Here is a 19,922-nt window from a genome sequence, read left to right as displayed (position 1 = left end):
TCGCAGTCTGAAAATAAGGACCACACGACTTCGCCGTCCGCGTTAAATGCGCTCGTCAGTCGCACGCATCACGTCCACCGCATCTCACCGCAACGTTCGTGACGATCGCGAGCCGCCCCTCATTCGGGTGAGACGCGCGGAGTTAAATCACTGATTTGCCCGACGGCGAAAGCGGAATGTTTTTTGCGCGAGGGCTGGACGGGCCAAATCAGGTTGGAATCGCTGGCAAATTTTCTCTCCGTCATTCCGGGGCATCGCGGAGCGATGAGCCCGGAATCCATTTCACCGCCAGGGCCTGCGGCCTGATGGATTCCGGGCTCGCGCCAAGGGGCGCGCCCCGGAATGACGGCAGGAATGGTGATTTCGTCGTAGCCGCAAATGAAGGTGCCGCTATTGCGGAAACCGCGCTGCCTTGGCTTCCTCTGGCAATGACAGGCCGTTCGCGATGTAGGAGACCGTGCGATAGAAGCCGCAGAGCAGCATGATCTCCAGGATCTTCGCGTTATCATAATGCGCCGACAACTCTGCGAATTCAGCCTCGCTCAGCGTTGCGCGGTGATGCAGTGCGTCGACGGCGGCGATCAACGCTTGCTCGGCGGGTGACCAGCTGGGATCATCAGCCTCGCCGCGAACGGTGGCGCGGACCTGCGCCTCGGTCAGTGATGCGGCCTCGGCGAACGTTGCGATATGGACGCCCCATTCATATTCGCAGCCGGTCAGCGCACAGGTGCGGTCGATGACGATCTCGCGCTCCCGCAAGCTCAGTGGACCGCGATCCAAGAGGCTGCCGGCGGTGAATTTCCGCCAGGCGCGGTCCTGGCTTGCGATCACACGAAACAGCATAAGCGGCGGCGCGCCGCGCATGATCCGGTCGAACTGCTCCTGCAGTTCTGGCGCATATGGTGGCTCAAGCGGGGCGATCCGTGACATGGCCGGCTCATTTGCTACAATAAACGTAGCGATACGCTACAATATTTGTAGCAAGACGCAAGCAGGAAACAGCGATGCCGAAGTCCCCCTCAGCCGCCAAAAAGCACTCGGTCCGTGGCTCCCGAACGGGCCGGCCGATCATGGCGCTGCTCGACCTGCTCGGCAGGCGCTGGACCTTGCGGATCATCTGGGAATTGCGCGACGGCGCCCTCACCTCACGCGCGCTGCGCGAGGTCTGCGATCAGGCGTCCCCGACCATCCTGCAGACACGGCTGAGCGGACTGCGCGAGGCGGGATTTGTCGAACTCGTTCCGGGCGAAGGGTACTGTCTCACTGCGCTCGGACGAGAGCTGTTCGAAACTTTCCTGCCGCTGCACCGCTTCGCCGAGCGGTGGATCAAGCGCCAGGAGTGAGTCGACCGGCCAGCGCCGCATGCTCGGAAACACCTCTCCCATAGGGAGAGGTCGATTTGCGCCAGCAAATCGGGTGAGGGGTTACGCTCTATCGAGGGACCGCTCCCCTCACCCGGATCGCATCTGACGATGCGATCCGACCTCTCCCTATGGGAGAGGTGAAGGAGCGCGCACCACTTACGCCATCCCCACCGTCAGGCTGGCGCCGTCGGCGCGGATCACCTTGACGCGGCTGCCGGCCGGCGCGTCGGGGCCGGCGACGCGCCAGATCGTGTCATCGATCCGCACCGTGCCTGAGCCGTCGATGATCGGCTTTTCCAGCGTGAACTCGCGGCCGATCAGAGCTTCGGTGCGCCGGTTGAGGAACGGGCTGCTCGCACTCGCCGAGGTCCCGCTCTTGGCAAAGTGCCGCCATGCCGGCACGGCGGCGACCGCGAACGCGGCGAACATCAGTAACTGTGTCTGCCAAAGCGGATTGATGACGAACGACACCAATCCGACCAGGAGCGCTGACAGGCCGAGCCAGAACAGGAATACGCCAGGCGCCGCCAATTCCAGCGCCATCAGGACGAAGCCGAAGATCAGCCAGTTCCAGGTACCCAATGTCGAAAACATCTCGGTCATGACACGACCTCTTATTCTACAAACGCAATGCTAGCATCGGTGTTGCGCTCCCTCTCCCGCTTGCGGGAGAGGGCCGGGGTGAGGGTGTCTCCACGATGGGACTGTCCGTGAGGAGAGAGCCCCCACCCGGCGCTTCGCGCCGACCTCCCCCGCAAGCGGGAGAGGTAAGGAGAACTCGCGGCGAGACTGGCCGGTCAATTGACTCATCTCCCTCATCGCTGCGGCGCGACCGGCGGCGGCGTTGGGCCGGTCGGCGGCACCGAGGAGCGGCGCGCGGCTGATGTCGCCGAAGCGGCGCTTTCACCGAAGGTGGCGCGGGCGATCTCGCCGATGCCGGCAAGCGAGCCGAGCACGCTCGACGCCTCGATCGGCAGCATCACGATCTTCTGGTTCGGCGCTTCAGCCAATTGCCCGAACGCCTTGATGTACTTGTCGGCGATGAAATAGTTGAGCGCGGCGACGTCGCCCCGGCTGATCGCTTCCGACACCATCTGGGTCGCCTTGGCCTCGGCCTCCGCCAGGCGCTCGCGCGCCTCGGCATCGCGGAAGGCAGCTTCGCGGCGGCCTTCGGCCTGCAGGATCTGCCCCTGCTTGGCGCCCTCGGCGCGCAGGATTTCCGATTGCCGCTGGCCTTCCGCCTGCAGGATGTCGGCGCGCTTGACGCGCTCGGCCTTCATCTGCCGGCCCATCGCCTCCACGAGGTCCGCCGGCGGCACGATGTCCTTGATCTCGATGCGGTTGACCTTGACGCCCCAGGGCGAGACCGCGGCATCGACGACGCGCAAGAGCCGCTCGTTGATCTCGTCGCGATGCGACAGCACCTGGTCGAGGTCCATCGAGCCCATCACCGAACGGATGTTGGTCATGGTCAGCACCGTGATCGCCTGGTGCAAATTGGCGACCTCGTAGCTCGCCTTCGCGGCGTCGAACACCTGGAAGAAGGCGACGCCATCAACGGTGACGGTAGCATTGTCCTTGGTGATCACCTCCTGCTCGGGGATGTCGATCACCTGCTCCATCATGTTCATCTTGCGCCCGATGCGATCGAAATAGGGCACGATGAGATTGAGGCCCGGGAACAGCGTGCGGGTGTATTTGCCAAAGCGCTCGATGGTCCAGCCATAGCCCTGCGGGACGGTCTTGACGCCGGCAAAGAGCGTGACGATGACGAGCAGAACAAGGGCAATCGCGAAAATGTCGAAACCACTCATAAAGTCCTCCAAGACCGGCGACAGCCGGCGCAGCCCTGCATTTGGTCTGCAAAACCGCAGCGCCGGTTCAGCCGGCTGTTGGTTGACACATAGTTAAGGAGCGGTTTGCGAGGCTGCCAGATATAGCCCGTGAACGTAAATGATGTGTGGGTCGTCACGCGGATGCGAGTTTCCGTAGCCCGGGTGGAGCGCAGCACAACCCGGGGGCAGTCGTAACCGCTGATATAGCTGTCCGAGGTTGCGCTGCGCTCCACCCGGGCTACGGGCCGACGTTAGATCCAGCCTTGCAGTTCGCGCAGCACGAGCTGGCGGATCACGTCCATGCCCGGCTCGCTGTCGTTCAGGCAGGGAATCGCCGCAAACTGCTCGCCGCCATTTTGCTTGAAGATGTGCGCGTTCTCCTGCGCGATCTCTTCCAGCGTCTCCAGGCAGTCGGCGGAGAAGCCGGGGGTGACGACGGCAATTCGCCGCACGCCGTCCTTGGCGAGCTTTTCGACGGTCTTGTCGGTATAGGGCTGCAGCCACACGTCATTGCCGAAGCGCGACTGGAACGTGAGCATCAGCCTGGAGGCATCGAGCCCGAGACGCTTGCGCAGGCTTTCCGTCGTTGCGACGCACTGGGAGAAATAGGGATCGCCCTGGTCGACATATTTCTGCGGCATGCCGTGGAAAGACGCCAGAATCAATTCCGGCTCGAACGGCAGCGTCGCCAGGTGTGCGTTGATCGAAACCGCCAGCGCCTCGATATAGACAGGATCGTCGTAATACGGAGAGGAGACCCGCAAGGTCGGCTGCGCGCGCAAGCTGGAGAGCACCCGGAATGCCTCGTCGCAGACGGTCGCCGACGTCGCCGCCGAATATTGCGGATAGAGCGGCACCACCAACAGCCGGTTGCAGCCCTGCGCCATCAGGGCCTCGATCCGCGACCCGATCGAGGGATTGCCGTAGCGCATCGCCCAATCGACGACGACATGATCCTCATCGATCGCCGCCGCGAGCTTTTCCGCCTGCGAGCGCGTGATTGTCTTCAGCGGCGATTCGTTCTTCTCGGTATTCCAGATCTTCTGGTAGTCGAGCGCCTTGGTGCGCGGCCGCGTGCGCAGGATGATGCCGTTGAGGATCAGCTTCCACCCCAAGCCCTTATTCTCGATCACGCGCGGGTCGGTGAGGAATTCCTTCAAATATACCCGCACGCCCTGGGCGTCGGCGGTGTCGGGCGTGCCGAGGTTGACAAGCAGCACGCCGATGCGATCCGGCTTGGCTTGCGCTGCCGGCGTCGTGTTTCCGGTTGGGACGACCGCTGTCATGACCAGGACGGCTTCGCGCGTTGCCCCATTCTTGTCAAGACAACCGAGCGTTAGATCCTGATCCGAAATCGGATCCCTCTGTTTGAGCATGATCTCCGCGCAAACGCTACGCGTTTGTCGCGAGGGAAAACCGGTTTCCACTTTTCCGGATCATGCTCTCTGGCTAGGCTCTCCGCGCAATGCGGGGAGGAACCATGACGGTTGCCGAATGGTGCGTGTTCGGAACGCTGATGCTGTATTTGTTGACGATCGCAGTCGCCAAGTGGACCGCGACGGGCCGTTTCGACAATTCCAATCCGCGCGATCCTGCCTTCTACGACGACCCGATCCGCGCCCGCGCGCTCGGCGCCCACCAGAACGGGATCGAGGCGTTTCCGTTCTTTGCCTTCGCCGTGCTGCTCGCCGAATTCCGCGTGGGACCCTTGCGGCTGATCGATGAACTCGCGGTGCTGTTCCTGATCGTGCGGATCGCCTACGTCTTCACCTATCTCGGCAACCGCCCGACCCTGCGCTCGATCCTCTGGACCATCGGCTTCACGATCAATGTCGCGATCTTCTTCCTGCCGATGATAAGGGGGTATTTGAGAGTCTGAGTTCTCCCTGCGATCCCCCTCTCCCCGTTCTTACGGGGAAAGGGTTGGGGTGAGGGTGTCTCCGCGAAAAGAGCAGAAATTATCTTTGCGCGGAGAGAACCCTCACCCGGCGCTGCGCGCCGACCTCTCCCGCAAGCGGGAGAGGTGACTCTCAAGGCCGCTCCGTGGAGAGGTTGCCGAACGGGAAGTGCGCGTTCTCCCTCTCTCGTTCGGGGGAGAGGGTTGGGGTGAGGGTGTCTCCGCGAAAAGAGCAGAAATTATCTTTGCGCGGAGAGAACCCTCACCCGGCGCTGCGCGCCGACCTCTCCCGCAAGCGGGAGAGGTGACTCTCAAGGCCGCTCCGCGGCGCGTCACATGAAATAGGCGCAGGTCGGCGGCTCGGTGGCGAGATAGCCGAACAGCAGTCCCAGCCCGAACAACAGCACCAAGCCGGCGGCGCCGAACTCGATGCCGCGCATGAAGAGCATGCCGCTGCCGTCGCGGCCGGCGCTGACGCGTTGCGCCAGGCCGCGGGCGGAAACGGCGAGGATCGCGATCGTCGCCACCGTGATCGCGGTGCCGATCCCCATCACGAAGGTCGCGGCGATGCCGGCCCAGAACAGGCCCTGCGCCAGCGAGAATCCCAGCACCAGGATCGCACCCGAGCAGGGCCGGATGCCGACGGTCAGGATCGCGCTCAAACCGCGGCGCCAGCCGCCCGGGCCGGCGAGTTCGCTCGGCTCGGGACCGTGCGAATGGCCACAATGCTCGTCATGGACATGCGCGTGGGCGTGCTGGTGCCCAACAGTATGATTATGAGCATGATTATGACCATGATCGTGGTGATGGTCATGATCATGGTCATCGTGATGATCGCGGTGATGGTGGTCACCGTGATCATGGCGACGAAGCGGGACGCCGGCGATGGCCGGCTGCGGCACATGCGCCTGCAGCGCGCGGAAGAAACCGCCGCCCTTGCTCCAGACCAGCCGCGCACCAAAGGCGGCAATCAGGGCATAGCTGGCGATCTCGATCGCCTTTTCCGCGCCGCACGAGGTTTTCGCGGTGGCGTTGAGCAGCCAGGCGCCGATGATGACGAACACCACAGCGACCACGGCCTGCAGCAGCGCGGAGGCAAACGACAGCGCGATACCGCGCCAGGCGGTTTCGCGGTTGGCGACAAGATAGGAGGAGATCACCGCCTTGCCATGGCCGGGACCGGCGGCATGGAAGATCCCATAGGCGAAGGAGACGGCGAGCAGCGTCCAGACCGCATAGCCGTCGGTCTTGGCGGCACGGATGGTTGCGGAAATCTCGCGGTAGAATTCGCCCTGCTTGGCGAGCAGCCAGCCGACAATGCCGCCGACCTGCGGCTCGGCCGCCCGCCGCGGGGCCCCGAACGGATTTTGCGCCGATAGCGCATGCATCGCGGCATCGGCCAGCGCGAAGGCTGCGAGCGCCACGGCGGCAATCGCCAGGCCCCGCGCGAAGGACGATTGCTGCTTCATGGGCACTCCACCACGATCTTGTTGGCGAACATCGCGCCGAAGTTGGAGCTTTCGCCGTTCAGGAAGTTCTGCTCCCCGAGCTGTTGCGCGCTCGCGGTGCCGTCATTCGGCCGCTGGAACTGCAGCTTGCAGTCGGCCGGTGCGCCGACCAGCTTGACCGGATCCTTGTCGGCATATCTGAAGTCGATGAAGAAGGCGGGATCGAACACTTCGAGCGCGAGCTGCCTGGTCTTGAACGGCGTCTTCGCCGGCAGCGTGAAGTGCAGCGTCAATTCCGTGTTGTTGTATTCGAGGAAATAGTCGATCGGCTCGGCGAATTTCTGCTTCCTGCCGTCGGCCTTGGCGAAGGTGAAGTAGGCGTATTCCTTCAGCGACTCGACATTGGTTTGCGCGAGCGGCGCCAGCTCTTCGCGGGTGTAGGTGCCCTTGGTCTTGGCCTCGATGCCCTGCAGCGCATAGGTCGAGAACATGTCGTCGAAGGTCCAGGCGTGGCGGACGCCGGTGATGGTGCCGTCGGGCGCATAGATCAGCTCGCTCCTCGCGGTGATCCAGACATGCGGATGGGCTTCCGCCGCCGTCAGCCCGAGCATGAGGGCGATGGCCGTCAGGCCGAGCCACCTGGAAAGGACGCGCACGTCAGGCGGCCTCGGCCGTCTCGAGCAGCCCGCGCCGGCGGAGCAGCGCATCCGGCTCCGGCTCGCGGCCACGGAAGGCGACATACGCCTCCTCCGGATCGCGCGATCCGCCCGACGAATAAATGTCGTCGAGCAGGCGCTTTGCGGTCGCGGGATCGAAGATGTCGCCGGCCTCCTCGAAGGCGCCAAACGCGTCCGCGTCCATCACCTCGGACCACATGTAGCTGTAATAGACGGCGGCATAGTGGTCGCCGGAGAAGATGTGGCCGAACTGGGTCGGCCGGTGCCGCAGCGCGATCTCGGCGGGCATGCCGATCTTCTCTAGCTCCTGTTTCTCGAAGGCACGGACGTCGTGGCTGGCTTCGGCCGGCTGGGTGTGGAATTCGAGGTCGATCAGCGCCGAGGAGACGAACTCCACCGTGGCAAAACCCTGGTTGAACTTTCGCGCAGCGAGGAAGCGCTGCAAGAGGTCGTCCGGCAGCGGCTCGCCGCTCTGATAATGCTTTGCGAAACGCTGCAGCACCTCCGGCCGCTCCTGCCAGTGCTCGTAGAGCTGCGAGGGCAGCTCGACGAAATCGGTGAAGACAGAGGTACCCGACAGCGAGGGATAGGTCACGTTGGACAGCATGCCGTGCAGGCCGTGGCCGAATTCGTGGAACAGGGTGCGGGCATCGTCCGGCGACAGCAGCGCGGGCTGGCCGTCCGCGCCCTTGGCGAAATTGCAGACATTGATGACGAGCGGCGCCACGGAGCCGTCGAGCTTCTGCTGGTCGCGCAGCGAAGTCATCCAGGCGCCGGAGCGTTTCGAGGAGCGAGCGTAGTAGTCGCCATAGAACAGCGCCTTGTGCTTGCCCTCACGGTCCTTCACTTCCCAGACCCGGACGTCGGGATGCCAGACCGGGATATCCTTGCGCTCCTCGAAGGAGACGCCGAACAGGCGGGTGGCGCAGTCGAAGGCGGCCTCGATCATGTGGTCGAGCACGAGATACGGCTTGATCGCGGCGTCGTCGAAATTGGCGCTGACCTGCCGAAGCTTCTCGGCATAGTAGCGCCAGTCCCAGGGCGCGAGCGTGAAGTTGCCGCCCTCCTCCGCGATCAGCGCCTGCAGCGCGTCGCGGTCGGCCAGCGCCCGCGCGCGGGCCGGCTTCCAGACCCGCTCCAGCAGGCCGCGCACGGCGTCCGGGGTCTTGGCCATGGAGTCCTCGAGCCGGTAGGTGGCGTAGTTCGAGAAGCCCATGATCCCAGCGGCCTCCTCGCGCAGCGCCAGGATCTCGACGATGACGGCGTTGTTGTCGTTGGCGTTGCCATTGTCGCCGCGCGCGGTGAAGGCCTTGAAGACCTTTTCGCGCAGGTCGCGTCGATCAGAGGTTTTCAGGAACGGCTCGACCGAGGAGCGCGACAGCGTCACGATCGCCTTGCCGGCCATCCCACGCTCTTCCGCCGCAGCCTTGGCGGCGGCGACAAAGCTGTCCGACAGCCCGGTGCGGTCGTCCTCGCCGAGCTCCATGAACCAGTCCTGCTCGTCGCCGAGCACATGATGGCTGAAGGTGGTGCCGAGCTGGGCGAGCCGCTCGTTGATCTCGGCCATCCGCTGCTTTGCGGCGTCGTCGAGACCGGCGCCGGCGCGGCGGAAGCGGGTGTAGGTTCGCTCCAGAAGCCGCTGCTGCTCGCCGCTCAGGCGGAGCGCCGCGCGGTTCTCGTGCAACAGCGCGATGCGGCCGAACAGCACGGCGTTCATCATGATGGGGTTCCAGTGCCGCGCCATCCGCAAGGAGACTTCCTTGTCGATCTCCAGGATCGCCGGGTTGGAGTGCGCCGACACCAGGTCATAGAATACCGCAGAGACCTTGGAGAGCAGCCTGCCGGAGCGCTCCAGCGCGGTGACGGTGTTGGCGAGGTCCGGCGTCGTCGGATCATGGACGATCGCGGCGATCTCGGCGGCGTGATCGGCAAAGGCCTGCTCGAAGGCGGGCAGGAAATGCTCGGGCTTGATCTCGTCGAAGGGCGGCGTCTCGAACGGCGTCTGCCAGCCCTGCAGCAGCGGGTTGGCCGAGCCTTCCGAGGCACCTGAAACTTGCGAGTTTGCCGACATGCGAAATCCCGTTTTTGTCCCAGATATTGTGGCAATCTATACCACGTCATGCGGCAATTTTGGGCCTTTTGCGCTTGATCGCAGGGCCCATTTCAGGGACATTGCGCCCCTCAAAAAGGATCTTCTTCCATGAGCCTGCAGCCCTCCTCCACCGGCAACCGCCAGATCGTCTGGCCGAGCGTGATCACCGTGATCAGCGCGGCGATCCTGATCGGCGCGGAAGTGTTCGGCGCGGCGTTCGCCGGCGGCTGGGCGCTCGCGATCCTGCTCGGCCTCGAAGACACCGCCGCGCACATCCTGCAAGCGGTGCTGTTCGCGCTCGGCGTCCTCGTGATGGTCGCGTTCATCCGTGCGGCGCAGCGCGTCGAGCCGTTCACACGGCGCGCGTGAGGCGCGACTGCGAAAACACTGTGGCAGAAGGCTGCAACGTGCAGCCGACTGGCAGCTTCGCTTAACGTCTGTTCATGTTCGACGACACCAGCGCGTGCAGCGACAAACAATCGCAAGCTCGCGTTAGGGAAATCTGCGCTCATCCCAAAAAAAATCTTGCGCAGCTGAGTCAAAACACTTATTTCCAGCCTTGCCCAATTTCGCACGTGCCTGTGGTCGTGTGTCAGTCGGTAGGTATCCGGACAAGAGGCCGGACAGCCGCCAAGGGATGAAGAACCGAGGGTCGCCTCTGAAGCGGCCAGCATCTCTCTCAAGGGATGCCGATGAAGGTCTCTCCATCTCTTGCAACCGTGACTGGCAGCCGGAGGCGAACCGGCGCACCCCGCTCTCAACGGGGGACGCGACTTAAAGCAACGACGGAGCGGGCTTTTTTGGTCTCTACCGGCATTCCAACGCCGGCGCGGGCTACTGAAAAGGCTTGTCCTTCATTGCCAGGTGAGCGGGCGGGAAATCTCCCAACCAATCCACGGCAGCACAGTCTGGTTTGAGTTTCTTGGTTTCGTTGCGCCTCCATCGCGCAATGCGGCCAAGCACTCCTATCCGACGTCTTGTTCTTGAAATGCGGCCCCGTCGCTTGGGGGTCGTTTGGGAGAGTGCCATGACCGAGCGCATCCAGGAATTCCTGCGTCACCGCCGCAGCGAGGGCCTCGACACCGAGCCGTGCCTCGTCGTCGACCTCGAAATCGTGCGCGACAACTACCAGAGTTTCGCGAAGGCGTTGCCGGACAGCCGCGTGTTCTACGCGGTGAAGGCCAACCCGGCGCCGGAAGTGCTGTCGCTGCTCGCCTCGCTCGGCTCCTGCTTCGACACCGCAACGGTTGCCGAGATCGAGATGGCGCTGGCCGCAGGCGCGACGCCGGACCGCATCTCCTATGGCAACACGATCAAGAAGGAGCGCGACATCGCGCGTGCCTTCGCGCTCGGCATTCGCCTGTTCGCCGTCGACTGCGCCGCCGAGGTCGAGAAGGTCGCCCGCGCCGCATCCGGCGCCAAGGTGTTCTGCCGCATCCTCTATGATTGCGCCGGCGCCGAATGGCCGCTGTCGCGCAAGTTCGGCTGCGACCCGGAGATGGCGGTCGACGTGCTCGACCTCGCCAAGCGGCTGGGGCTGGAGCCCGTCGGCATCTCCTTCCATGTCGGCTCGCAGCAGCGCAAGGTGAAGGCGTGGGATCGCGCACTGGCGATGGCCTCGACCGTATTCCGTGACTGCGCCGAGCGCGGGATCAACCTGTCCATGGTCAACATGGGCGGCGGCTTCCCGACCAAGTACCTGAAGGACGTTCCTCCGGTCGTGCAGTACGGCCGGTCGATCTTCCGCGCGCTGCGCAAGCATTTCGGCAACCAGATCCCGGAGACGATCATCGAGCCGGGCCGCGGCATGGTCGGCAATGCCGGCATCATCGAGACCGAAGTCGTTCTGATCTCCAGGAAGAGCGACGAGGACGAGGTGCGCTGGGTCTATCTCGACATCGGCAAGTTCGGCGGTCTCGCCGAGACGATGGACGAATCGATCCGCTACGCGATCCGCACCCCGCATGACGGGGCGGACATGACGCCGTGCGTGCTCGCAGGCCCGACCTGCGATTCCGCCGACGTGCTGTACGAGAAGCTGCCGTATCCGCTGCCCGTGACGCTCGAGATCGGCGACAAGCTGCTGATCGAGGGTACCGGCGCCTATACGTCGACCTACTCGTCGGTGGCCTTCAACGGCATCCCGCCGCTGCGGACCTACCACATCTGATCCGCCGCTAAGGATCGACGAACCGGGAGCCGGCTGGCCGGCTCCCATTCCGACATTTTCGAATTTTTCGAACGACGCTTCCACCGGTGTGCCCCGCCGCTGGAAGCGGGGACTGACGTGCCATGACTGCTTTGCGGAAGACCACCGTTGCCCTCACCCCGAGCGCCGCTCCGTTCGCGATCCGTGCGGAACGTTCCTCGGACGTCGAGACGCGTGAAATGCTGCTGGATGCCTGCTTTGGCGAGAACCGCCATCAGCGCACATGCCAGCGCCTGCGCGACGGACGCGCGCCCGCCGAAGGCCTTGCCCTGTCGGCGATCGCGAGCGGCCGGCTGGTCGGAACGTTGCGGTTGTGGCACGTCAGCGCCGGGGGCAAACCCGCGCTGATGCTGGGGCCGCTGGCGGTGGATTCCACCTGCCGCGGCCTCGGCGTCGGCGCTGCGCTGATGGACCGCGCGCTCGAGCTCGCGCGTCTGCGCGGCCATGGCGCGGTGATCCTGCTCGGCGATGCGCCCTATTACGCCCGCTTCGGCTTCTCGCCCGAGAAGATGGGCGAAGTGGCGCTGCCCGGCCCGTTCGAGCGCGAGCGGCTGCTCGGTCTCGAACTTTCCGAAGGTGCGCTCGACGGTGCCTGCGGGATGATCATCGCGACCGGCGCACTGCTGCTCAAACGCAAGGCACGCGCGAAGGCATTGCGCGCCGTGCCGCAGGCCGCGTGACGGTTGCGATCATGGCCGAAAACCTTCCCGCAACCGGTGATGTCGTGCGTCCACGCCTGCGCAGCGTCATCACCACCATCGTCCTAATCCTGATCTCGGTCATGATCGTCAGGGACATCTTCGTGCGCCGCTGGAGCTCGCCGTCCGCTCCGGCCACCGACACGACCCAGCACTCCCGCTGATCCGCGAAACCAACACCTGAGGTTTGCGCGGCCGGGAAAATCCCGTAAACCCGCGCGATACCCGGGTGTCGCGCAATGCTCAGATAGGAGGTCCTGAATGTCCCGTCGCCTGATCTCGACCGGCTCGCCCTTCGAGAAGACCGCCGGCTACAGCCGCGCCGTGATCGACGGCGACTTCGCCTTCGTCGCGGGAACCACCGGCTATGATTACACCACGATGACAATGCCCGGCGATGTCACGAGCCAGTCACGGAACTGTTTCAAGACCATCGAGGCCGCCCTGAAGGAAGGCGGCTTCGCGCTGGCCGACATTGTCCGCGCGACCTACTACCTGACCGATGTCAAAGACGCGGACGCGCACTTCGCGGTCTGCGGCGAGTTGCTCGGCGACATCCGCCCCGCAGCCACGCTCTTGATCGTCGCGGGCCTCTACAAGCCCGAGATGAAGGTCGAAATCGAAGTCACCGCGAAACGACGCACTGCCTGATCCACTAACGTCCACCAACCATCCACCCGCTCGAGCCATCTCCTGGAGAAAATGATGAGCCCCTCCTCGCAGATCCACGCCAAGATTTCCGGCCCTATTGTCATGATCGGCTTCGGCTCGATCGGCAAAGGCACGCTGCCCCTGATCGAGCGGCATTTCGATTATGACAAGTCGCGCTTCGTCATCATCGATCCGCACGAGGACGGCGAGCTCGCCAGGAAGCATGGCGTGCGCTTCATCAAGGATGGCGTCACCCGCGAAAACTACCGCGAACTGCTGGTACCGCTCCTGACCGCCGGCGGCGGCCAGGGCTTTTGCGTCAACCTCTCGGTCGATACCTCCTCGGTCGACATCATGACGCTGTGCCGCGAGATCGGCGCGCTCTACATCGACACGGTGATCGAGCCGTGGACCGGCTTCTATTTCGACAAGAACATCGGCACCGAAGGACGCTCGAACTACGCGCTGCGCGAGACGCTGCTCGCCGCCAAGCGCAAGAACCCGGGCGGCACCACTGCGGTCTCCACCTGCGGCGCCAATCCCGGCATGGTGTCCTGGTTCGTCAAGCAGGCGCTGCTCGACATCGCCCGCGACACCGGCGTCGAATTCAACGAGCCGAAGAGCCGCGAGGGCTGGGGCCAGCTCGCCCATAAGCTCGGCGTCAAGGGCATCCACATCGCCGAGCGCGACACCCAGCGCTCGAAGAAGCCGAAGCCGATGAACGTCTTCGTCAACACCTGGTCGGTCGAAGGCTTCGTCTCCGAGGGCCTGCAGCCGGCCGAGCTCGGCTGGGGCACCAACGAGACGTGGATGCCGGAGAACGGCCGCACCCACGAACATGGCTGCCAGGCCGCGATCTATTTGCTGCAGCCCGGCGCCAACACCCGCGTACGCTCCTGGTGCCCGACTCCCGGCGCGCAATATGGCTTCCTCGTCACCCACAACGAGTCGATCTCGATTGCGGATTATTTCACCGTGCGCGACGGCGAGAAGGTGGTCTATCGCCCGACCTGCCACTACGCCTACCATCCGGCCAACGACGCCGTGCTGTCGCTGCACGAGATGTTCGGCGCTGCCGGCAAGATGCAGCCGAAATGGCACATCCTGGACGAGAACGAGATCGAGGACGGCATCGACGAGCTCGGCGTGCTGCTCTACGGCCACGCCAAGAACGCCTATTGGTACGGCTCACAGCTCTCGATCGAGGAGACCCGCCGGATCGCGCCCTACCAGAACGCGACCGGCATGCAGGTGTCGTCAGCCGTGCTCGCGGGCATGGTCTGGGCCCTGGAAAATCCGGAGGCCGGCATCGTCGAAGCCGACGAGCTGGATTTTCACCGCTGCCTGGAAATCCAGCGGCCATATCTTGGCCCGGTGAAGGGCTTCTACACCGACTGGACCCCGCTCGCCGACCGGCCCGGCCTGTTCCCAGAGGATATCGACACCTCCGATCCCTGGCAGTTCCGGAACATCCTGGTGCGGTGACGCGGACTCTCTCCTCTCGTCATTTCGGGGCGCGCGTAAGCGCGAGCCCGGAATCCGTCAGGCAGCGGGCGCTGGCGGAGAAATGGATTCCGGGCTCGGCGCTGCGCGCCGCCCCGGAATGACCGAGGCTACTTTTGCGGGCCGGAATTTATCTGCGGCCTTCGACCACCTCGCCATCCTCCTTCACGAAACGTCCGACCGGGTTGTCGAGCAAATCGATGACCGCCTCGGACGGCCTGCACAACCGGACGCCTTTCGGCGTGACCACGATGGGACGGTTGATCAGGACGGGATGCGCCATCATGAAATCCAGCAGTTGGTCGTCGGACCATTTCGGATCGTCGAGGCCAAGGTCCTTATAGGGCGTGCCTTTCTCGCGCAGCAGGGCACGCACCGGGATGCCCATCGCGGCGATCAGTTCCTTGAGCGTCTCGCGCGAGGGCGGCGTCTTGAGATACTCGATGACGGTAGGCTCGATGCCGCTTTGCCGGATCATGGCAAGCGTATTGCGGGACGTGCCGCAATCCGGGTTGTGATAGATGGTGACCGTCATTGTTGCGCCTCCACTGCCCGCGCCGACGTAGCGGCTCCAGCCTCGTACCATCCCCTCGTCGCCTTGACGATGCGGACCACGGAAAGCATCACTGGCACCTCGACGAGAACGCCGACGACCGTAGCCAGCGCCGCGCCGGAGTTGAGACCGAACAGGCTGATCGCGGCAGCAACCGCCAGTTCAAAAAAGTTGCTGGCACCGATCAGAGCAGCCGGCGCAGCCACACACCAGGCGACGCCGAACCGCCGGCTGAGCCAGTACGCAAGGCCCGCATTGAGGTAGACCTGAATTAGGATCGGCACGGCGAGGATTGCGATGACGACCGGTTGCCTGATGATCTGCTCGCCCTGAAAGCCGAACAGCAGCACCAGAGTGGCGAGCAACGCCACGAGCGAGAGGGGCTGCAGCATCCGCATGGTGCGCTCGAACGCGCCGCCGCCGGCACGCAGCAGCGCGCCACGCCAAACCTGCGCGACCGCGACCGGCACCACGATGTACAGGACCACTGAAAGCAGCAGCGTGCTCCAAGGAACGGTGATCGACGCCACGCCCAGGAGGAGCCCCACCAGCGGCGCGAACAGGAACACCATGATCACGTCGTTCAGCGCGACCTGGCTGAGCGTGTAGTGAGGCTCACCCTCACAGAGATTGGACCACACGAACACCATTGCGGTGCACGGTGCGGCCGCAAGCAGGATCAGGCCTGCTATGTAGGAGGGAATCTGTCCCGACGGTAGGAACGGCGCGAAGACATGGCCGATGAAGAACGAACCGAGCAGCGCCATAGAGAACGGCTTCACGGCCCAATTGATGAACAGCGTAACGCCGACACCCCGCCAGTGTTCGCGGACCTGTCCCAGCGCCCCGAAGTCGATCTTGAGCAGCATCGGCACGATCATGAGCCAGATCAGCACCGCGACCGGGAGGTTGACCTTGGCGATCTCGGCGGCCGCAACCGCGCCAAAGAAGCCTGGCATGACATGGCCGAGCGCGACACCGGTCACAATGCAAAGCGCGACCCAAAGGGTCAGATACCGTTCAAAAATACTCATGCTTCAGGCCACGTCGTTTCGGGTGGAGGTAGCGCCTTCGGAACGACCGATCTCGCGCAGCTTGGTGCCTAGCGAGAGTTTGTCGATGCTCCGCAGCGGGAGGCTGACGAAGGTGCCGATGCGGTTCTTGAGGTAGCGGAACGCGGTCATGAATGCCGCCTGCTTCTCCAGTTCTGTCCCCTGCGCTTCGGCAGGGTCCTCGATTCCCCAATGGGCTGTCATCGGCTGCCCGGGCCAAACCGGGCAGGTCTCGCCAGCAGCGTTGTCACAGACGGTGAAGACGAAATCCATCACCGGCGCGTCGTCGGCGGCGAACTCCAGCCAGCCCTTCGAGCGCATGCCGTCGGTCGGGTAATCCAGGCTCTCGAGCGTGCGCAGCGCCAGCGGATGCACCGCGCCCTTCGCTGCACTTCCGGCAGAAAAGGCCCGGAAACGGCCCGCACCGTCCTTCCGGAGAATCGCTTCCGCCATGATCGAACGCGCGGAGTTGCCGGTGCAGAGAAACAGGACGTTGTAAAGGTTGTCAGCCACGGGTTCGCTCCTTTCGTTTCGGAGGGCAGCAGGGTTGCAGGCTTTCGACGACCGGCGCGCAAACCTCCGGTCGCCCGTCACAGCAATCCCGGAGCAGGAACAGAGCCACGTTGCGAAACTCGGCCAGGTTGGCGCGGTAGACGATCGAGCGGCTCCGCCGTTCGGAGGTCACAAGTCGCGCACGGCTGAGGATCGCCAGATGCGCCGACAGCGTGTTGGACGGGACCTCGAGCAGGCGGGCAAGATCGCCAGCCGCAAGACCGTCGGGCTCGTGCCTGACCAGCGTCCGGAAGGCTTCCAGACGGGTGGATTGCGAGAGGGCCGCGAGAGCCAAAACTGCGTCTTCAGTTTCCATATATCCAGATTTATGGAAATATTGGATCAAGTCAACCAGATTCCAAACGCTGGATGGTTGGCGGCGGCGCCTCGCTATTTCCAATATACCAGAAATATCGATTGACAACGCATGAGGTCGGACGCATTTTTTCCTCATGAAGATCGATGATGCAGCGGCCCGCCTCGAAGCGCTAGGCAACCCGACCCGATTGAAAATCTATCGCGCGCTGGTCCGCGCCGGACGTGCGGGCATGCCGGTCGGGCGCCTGCAGGAGCGGCTCAAGATTCCGGCTTCGACACTGTCGCACCATATCAAGACGCTGGTCTCCGTCGGTCTGATCTCGCAGGTGCGCGAGGGCACGACGCTGGTTTGCCACGCCGAATACGACACGATGCAGGGTTTGGTGGATTTCCTCGTTGCCGAGTGCTGCATCGACGAGACCCAATGCGAAAAAGCACAGACAGCGGCCTGATTTCTTTGCCAGCTCATTCGGTAATTCTAGAAGGACAGGAGCGGAAAATGAGCGCAGGAAAGACGGTCGCGATCATAGGAGGCGGACCCGTCGGCCTGGCTGCGGCCGCGCATGTGCTGGAGCGCGGCATGACGCCCGTCGTGCTCGAGTCCGGACCAGAAGCCGGACATGCGGTCCGTCAATGGCAACACGTCCAGCTCTTTTCACCCTGGGAATACAACGTCGATCGGGCCGCTGCTCGGCTGCTCGCGCCAACAGGCTGGAATTCACCGGACCCGCAGGTCTATCCGACCGGCGGCGAGCTCCTGGCGCAGTATCTTGTCCCGCTCGCGACGCGCACGCCCCTGAAGGACGTTATCCGCCCATCGAGCCGCGTCACCGCCGTTGCCCGTGCCGGCTTCGATAAGGCGAGGACGAGAGGCCGGGAAGCGGCTCCCTTCGAGATACGCTACCAGAACGGCAAAGGTCCGGAGACCCTGCACGTTGATGCCGTCATCGACGCCTCCGGAACGTGGGCCTCGCCGAATCCTGCTGGCGCGAACGGCCTGCCGGCGATCGGAGAACGCGATGCACAAGCGAAGATCGCCTATGGGATGCCGGACGCGCTCGGAAAAGACCGTGGGCGCTACGCCGGCAAGACCGTCGCTGTACTCGGCGCGGGACACTCGGCGATCGGTACCCTGACCGATCTGGCGACACTGGCCCATCAGGTGCCGGGCACCCGCCCGATCTGGCTGCTCCGGGGCAATGATCCGGCCAAGGCATTCGGAGGCGGCGCGGCCGACAGACTGGCCGCGCGCGGTGAGCTCGGCACCCACTTCGCCTCGCTGGTCGCATCAGGCGAGGTCCAGGTCGAGGCCGAATTTTCTGTCTCGGCGATCTCGCCGAGCGACGGCCGGCTTCGGATCGCGACTTCGTCGGCCTGCTGTGGACGCAGCGTCGTCGCCGACGAGCTGGTCATCGCAACCGGCTTCCGTCCGGACCTCTCTTTCCTGAGCGAGATCCGGCTTCGGCTCGATCCTGCAATCGAAGCGCCAGTCGCGCTCGCACCGCTGATCGATCCCAACGAGCATTCCTGCGGCACCGTGCGCCCGCACGGCGCGCGCGAACTGCAGCAGGACGATCGCGGCTTCTACCTCGCCGGCATGAAATCCTACGGCCGGGCGCCAACCTTCCTCATGATCACCGGCTACGAACAGGTGCGCTCGATCGCCGCCGACATCGCCGGCGACAGGGAAGCCGCCGAGCGCGTCGAACTCGAACTCCCCGAAACCGGCGTCTGCACGCGCGGCGGCGTTGAGGGCGGGGTCGCAGCATCCAGCTGCTGCGGCGGACCGGCACCCGCCGGCAGCGTCGCCTGCTGCTCCGACGATGCCATCGCCAAGGCCGCCGGCAGGTCCGGCTGCGGCTGTTCCTGAAGGCGGCTGGTGTGAACGGACAACGCTTGAGGGTGGTCGCCGCGCTGGGGACCGCCCAAACGCTGGCCTGGGGCTCGAGCTATTACCTGCCGGCGATCCTGGCAGATCCGATTGCCCGCGATCTCAAAATCTCGACCAACTGGTTCTTCGCGGCCTTCTCGGCATCGCTTGTGATCTCCGGACTATTGGGCCCACGCGTCGGCCGCCAGATCGATCGCGTCGGAGGGAGGCAGGTCCTCTGTACCTCGAACGTGGTTCTTGCGGCCGGTCTCGCGCTGCTCGGCGCATCGACCTCGCTGTGGATGATGTCGGTGGCGTGGCTCCTGCTCGGCATTGGCATGGGCCTCGGACTCTACGATGCGGCGTTCGGCGCGTTGGGACGCATCTACGGCAGCGACGCGCGCGCCTCGATCACCGGCATCACGCTGATTGCCGGATTCGCCAGCACCGTCGGCTGGCCGCTGAGTTCGTTCGGGCTCGAGACGATCGGTTGGCGGGAAACATGCTACGCCTGGGCGATCGCGCACATCGTTATCGGTCTACCCCTCAATCTTTTGCTGCCCAGAGCGGCAAGCCCGGTCCATTCAGAAGGACCCGTAGCGAAGCCGCACATTCCGATCGATCGGACCATGGTGTTGCTGTCATTCGCGTTTGCGGCAGCGTGGACGGTAACATCGGCGATGGCGGCGCACCTACCGCGGATCGTCGAAGCGTTCGGGGCGACGCCGGCAGAGGCCGTGTTTGCCGGCATGATGATCGGACCCGCCCAGGTCGCCGCCCGTGTCATCGAAGCGAGCCTTCTCAATCGTTTTCACCCGCTCGTCTCAACACGGCTCGCCTGTATCGCTCATCCGATCGGAGCGTGCGTCATCGGCATTTTCGGCGGTGGCGGCGCCGCTGCTTTCGCGCTGCTGCATGGCGCCGGCAACGGTATCCTGACCATTGCACGGGGAACGCTGCCGTTGGCTATTTTCGGATCGGAAAACTTCGCGTACCGGCTTGGATTGATCGGCGCACCATCCCGAATCTGCCAAGCGTTGGCTCCCGTTGGGTTTGGATTGCTGATAGATAGCCTGGGCCGGTCGATAGTGATCGTGTCGGCCGGATTGAGTCTCTCGGCACTCATAGCACTGATGTGGCTCCCCCAATCTTCGGCGGTTAAGGCCACGGCGGAGCCACCCATGGACGGCTCCGCCTGAGCGG

Annotated in this window: 22 protein-coding genes; 11 read left to right on the top strand and 11 right to left on the bottom strand. The window is 64.2% G+C overall.

Annotated elements, in window-relative coordinates; genetic code table 11:
- Positions 1-390: 390 nt before the first annotated feature.
- Complete coding sequence (locus K288_RS0116145; protein ID WP_027580498.1) at positions 391-930, bottom strand: carboxymuconolactone decarboxylase family protein; 540 nt, start codon at positions 928-930, stop codon at positions 391-393.
- Positions 931-1,004: 74 nt separating this feature from the next.
- Between K288_RS0116145 and K288_RS0116140 the strand changes: the two genes are divergently transcribed.
- On the top strand, positions 1,005-1,343 hold the full coding sequence (locus tag K288_RS0116140; RefSeq protein ID WP_027580497.1) for a helix-turn-helix domain-containing protein: 339 nt from the start codon (positions 1,005-1,007) through the stop codon (positions 1,341-1,343).
- A 177-nt stretch (positions 1,344-1,520) separates the two neighbouring features.
- Here the strand turns inward: K288_RS0116140 and K288_RS0116135 are convergent, their stop codons facing one another.
- From K288_RS0116135 to hemH, 3 genes are all read right to left on the bottom strand, one after another.
- Positions 1,521-1,967, bottom strand: a complete 447-nt coding sequence (locus tag K288_RS0116135) for an NfeD family protein (protein WP_027580496.1) — start codon at positions 1,965-1,967, stop codon at positions 1,521-1,523.
- Positions 1,968-2,179: 212 nt separating this feature from the next.
- Positions 2,180-3,178: an SPFH domain-containing protein gene (locus K288_RS0116130; protein WP_027580495.1), complete on the bottom strand. Its 999-nt coding sequence runs from the start codon at positions 3,176-3,178 to the stop codon at positions 2,180-2,182.
- A 272-nt stretch (positions 3,179-3,450) separates the two neighbouring features.
- Positions 3,451-4,485: a ferrochelatase gene (gene hemH / locus K288_RS0116125; protein WP_027580494.1), complete on the bottom strand. Its 1,035-nt coding sequence runs from the start codon at positions 4,483-4,485 to the stop codon at positions 3,451-3,453.
- A gap of 194 nt (positions 4,486-4,679) precedes the next feature.
- On the opposite strand from hemH, the gene K288_RS0116120 reads away from it, so the two are divergent.
- Positions 4,680-5,078 (top strand): MAPEG family protein, encoded by a 399-nt coding sequence (locus K288_RS0116120; protein ID WP_027580493.1) that lies wholly within the window; start codon positions 4,680-4,682, stop codon positions 5,076-5,078.
- Between the two features lie 350 nt (positions 5,079-5,428).
- On the opposite strand, the gene K288_RS0116115 is transcribed toward K288_RS0116120, so the two are convergent.
- Genes K288_RS0116115 through K288_RS0116105 form a run of 3 tightly spaced genes read right to left on the bottom strand, consistent with a single transcriptional unit; the run spans position 5,429 to position 9,292 of the window.
- On the bottom strand, positions 5,429-6,565 hold the full coding sequence (locus tag K288_RS0116115) for a nickel/cobalt transporter (protein WP_027580492.1): 1,137 nt from the start codon (positions 6,563-6,565) through the stop codon (positions 5,429-5,431).
- A complete protein-coding gene (locus K288_RS0116110) occupies positions 6,562-7,155 on the bottom strand; it encodes a DUF1007 family protein (RefSeq protein ID WP_051334557.1) in 594 nt (197 codons plus the stop codon). The genes K288_RS0116115 and K288_RS0116110 overlap by 4 nt, the downstream gene beginning before the upstream one ends.
- A gap of 46 nt (positions 7,156-7,201) precedes the next feature.
- The gene (locus tag K288_RS0116105; RefSeq protein WP_027580490.1) at positions 7,202-9,292 is read right to left on the bottom strand and encodes a M3 family metallopeptidase; all 2,091 of its coding nucleotides are present in this window, start codon (positions 9,290-9,292) and stop codon (positions 7,202-7,204) included.
- Between the two features lie 129 nt (positions 9,293-9,421).
- Here K288_RS0116105 and K288_RS0116100 point away from each other — a divergent pair, with 129 nt between their 5' ends.
- The 6 genes from K288_RS0116100 to K288_RS0116075 all read left to right on the top strand — a co-directional run bounded on the left by K288_RS0116100 (position 9,422) and on the right by K288_RS0116075 (position 14,356).
- A complete protein-coding gene (locus K288_RS0116100; protein ID WP_027580489.1) occupies positions 9,422-9,682 on the top strand; it encodes a hypothetical protein in 261 nt (86 codons plus the stop codon).
- A 658-nt stretch (positions 9,683-10,340) separates the two neighbouring features.
- Positions 10,341-11,483, top strand: a complete 1,143-nt coding sequence (locus K288_RS0116095; RefSeq protein WP_027580488.1) for a type III PLP-dependent enzyme — start codon at positions 10,341-10,343, stop codon at positions 11,481-11,483.
- A gap of 122 nt (positions 11,484-11,605) precedes the next feature.
- Positions 11,606-12,202: an N-acetyltransferase gene (locus K288_RS0116090; RefSeq protein WP_027580487.1), complete on the top strand. Its 597-nt coding sequence runs from the start codon at positions 11,606-11,608 to the stop codon at positions 12,200-12,202.
- An 11-nt stretch (positions 12,203-12,213) separates the two neighbouring features.
- Positions 12,214-12,384: a hypothetical protein gene (locus tag K288_RS54120; protein WP_210164431.1), complete on the top strand. Its 171-nt coding sequence runs from the start codon at positions 12,214-12,216 to the stop codon at positions 12,382-12,384.
- Between the two features lie 97 nt (positions 12,385-12,481).
- Positions 12,482-12,871, top strand: a complete 390-nt coding sequence (locus tag K288_RS0116080; RefSeq protein ID WP_027580486.1) for a RidA family protein — start codon at positions 12,482-12,484, stop codon at positions 12,869-12,871.
- Between the two features lie 54 nt (positions 12,872-12,925).
- Complete coding sequence (locus K288_RS0116075; RefSeq protein WP_027580485.1) at positions 12,926-14,356, top strand: homospermidine synthase; 1,431 nt, start codon at positions 12,926-12,928, stop codon at positions 14,354-14,356.
- Positions 14,357-14,504: 148 nt separating this feature from the next.
- Here the strand turns inward: K288_RS0116075 and arsC are convergent, their stop codons facing one another.
- The 4 genes from arsC to K288_RS0116055 are packed head-to-tail and all read right to left on the bottom strand — an operon-like array spanning position 14,505 to position 16,847.
- Complete coding sequence (gene arsC / locus K288_RS0116070; RefSeq protein WP_027580484.1) at positions 14,505-14,909, bottom strand: arsenate reductase (glutaredoxin); 405 nt, start codon at positions 14,907-14,909, stop codon at positions 14,505-14,507.
- The gene (gene arsB / locus K288_RS0116065; RefSeq protein ID WP_027580483.1) at positions 14,906-15,961 is read right to left on the bottom strand and encodes an ACR3 family arsenite efflux transporter; all 1,056 of its coding nucleotides are present in this window, start codon (positions 15,959-15,961) and stop codon (positions 14,906-14,908) included. The genes arsC and arsB overlap by 4 nt, the downstream gene beginning before the upstream one ends.
- A gap of 3 nt (positions 15,962-15,964) precedes the next feature.
- Entirely contained in the window at positions 15,965-16,492 is a 528-nt protein-coding gene (locus K288_RS0116060; RefSeq protein ID WP_027580482.1) for an arsenate reductase ArsC, read from the bottom strand.
- Positions 16,485-16,847: a metalloregulator ArsR/SmtB family transcription factor gene (locus tag K288_RS0116055; RefSeq protein WP_027580481.1), complete on the bottom strand. Its 363-nt coding sequence runs from the start codon at positions 16,845-16,847 to the stop codon at positions 16,485-16,487. Before K288_RS0116055 ends, K288_RS0116060 begins: the two co-directional genes overlap by 8 nt.
- A gap of 136 nt (positions 16,848-16,983) precedes the next feature.
- Between K288_RS0116055 and K288_RS0116050 the strand changes: the two genes are divergently transcribed.
- From K288_RS0116050 to K288_RS45615, 3 genes are read left to right on the top strand one after another with little or no spacing between them, the layout of a single operon-like run.
- Positions 16,984-17,301: a metalloregulator ArsR/SmtB family transcription factor gene (locus K288_RS0116050; RefSeq protein WP_027580480.1), complete on the top strand. Its 318-nt coding sequence runs from the start codon at positions 16,984-16,986 to the stop codon at positions 17,299-17,301.
- Positions 17,302-17,348: 47 nt separating this feature from the next.
- A complete protein-coding gene (locus K288_RS0116045; protein ID WP_027580479.1) occupies positions 17,349-18,719 on the top strand; it encodes an NAD(P)-binding domain-containing protein in 1,371 nt (456 codons plus the stop codon).
- An 11-nt stretch (positions 18,720-18,730) separates the two neighbouring features.
- Entirely contained in the window at positions 18,731-19,918 is a 1,188-nt protein-coding gene (locus tag K288_RS45615) for an MFS transporter (RefSeq protein WP_043159965.1), read from the top strand.
- Positions 19,919-19,922 lie beyond the last annotated feature (4 nt).

Source organism: Bradyrhizobium sp. Ai1a-2, from assembly GCF_000426245.1.
Taxonomy (GTDB): Bacteria; Pseudomonadota; Alphaproteobacteria; order Rhizobiales; family Xanthobacteraceae; genus Bradyrhizobium.
This window is presented reverse-complemented; position numbering and strand designations above follow the sequence as displayed.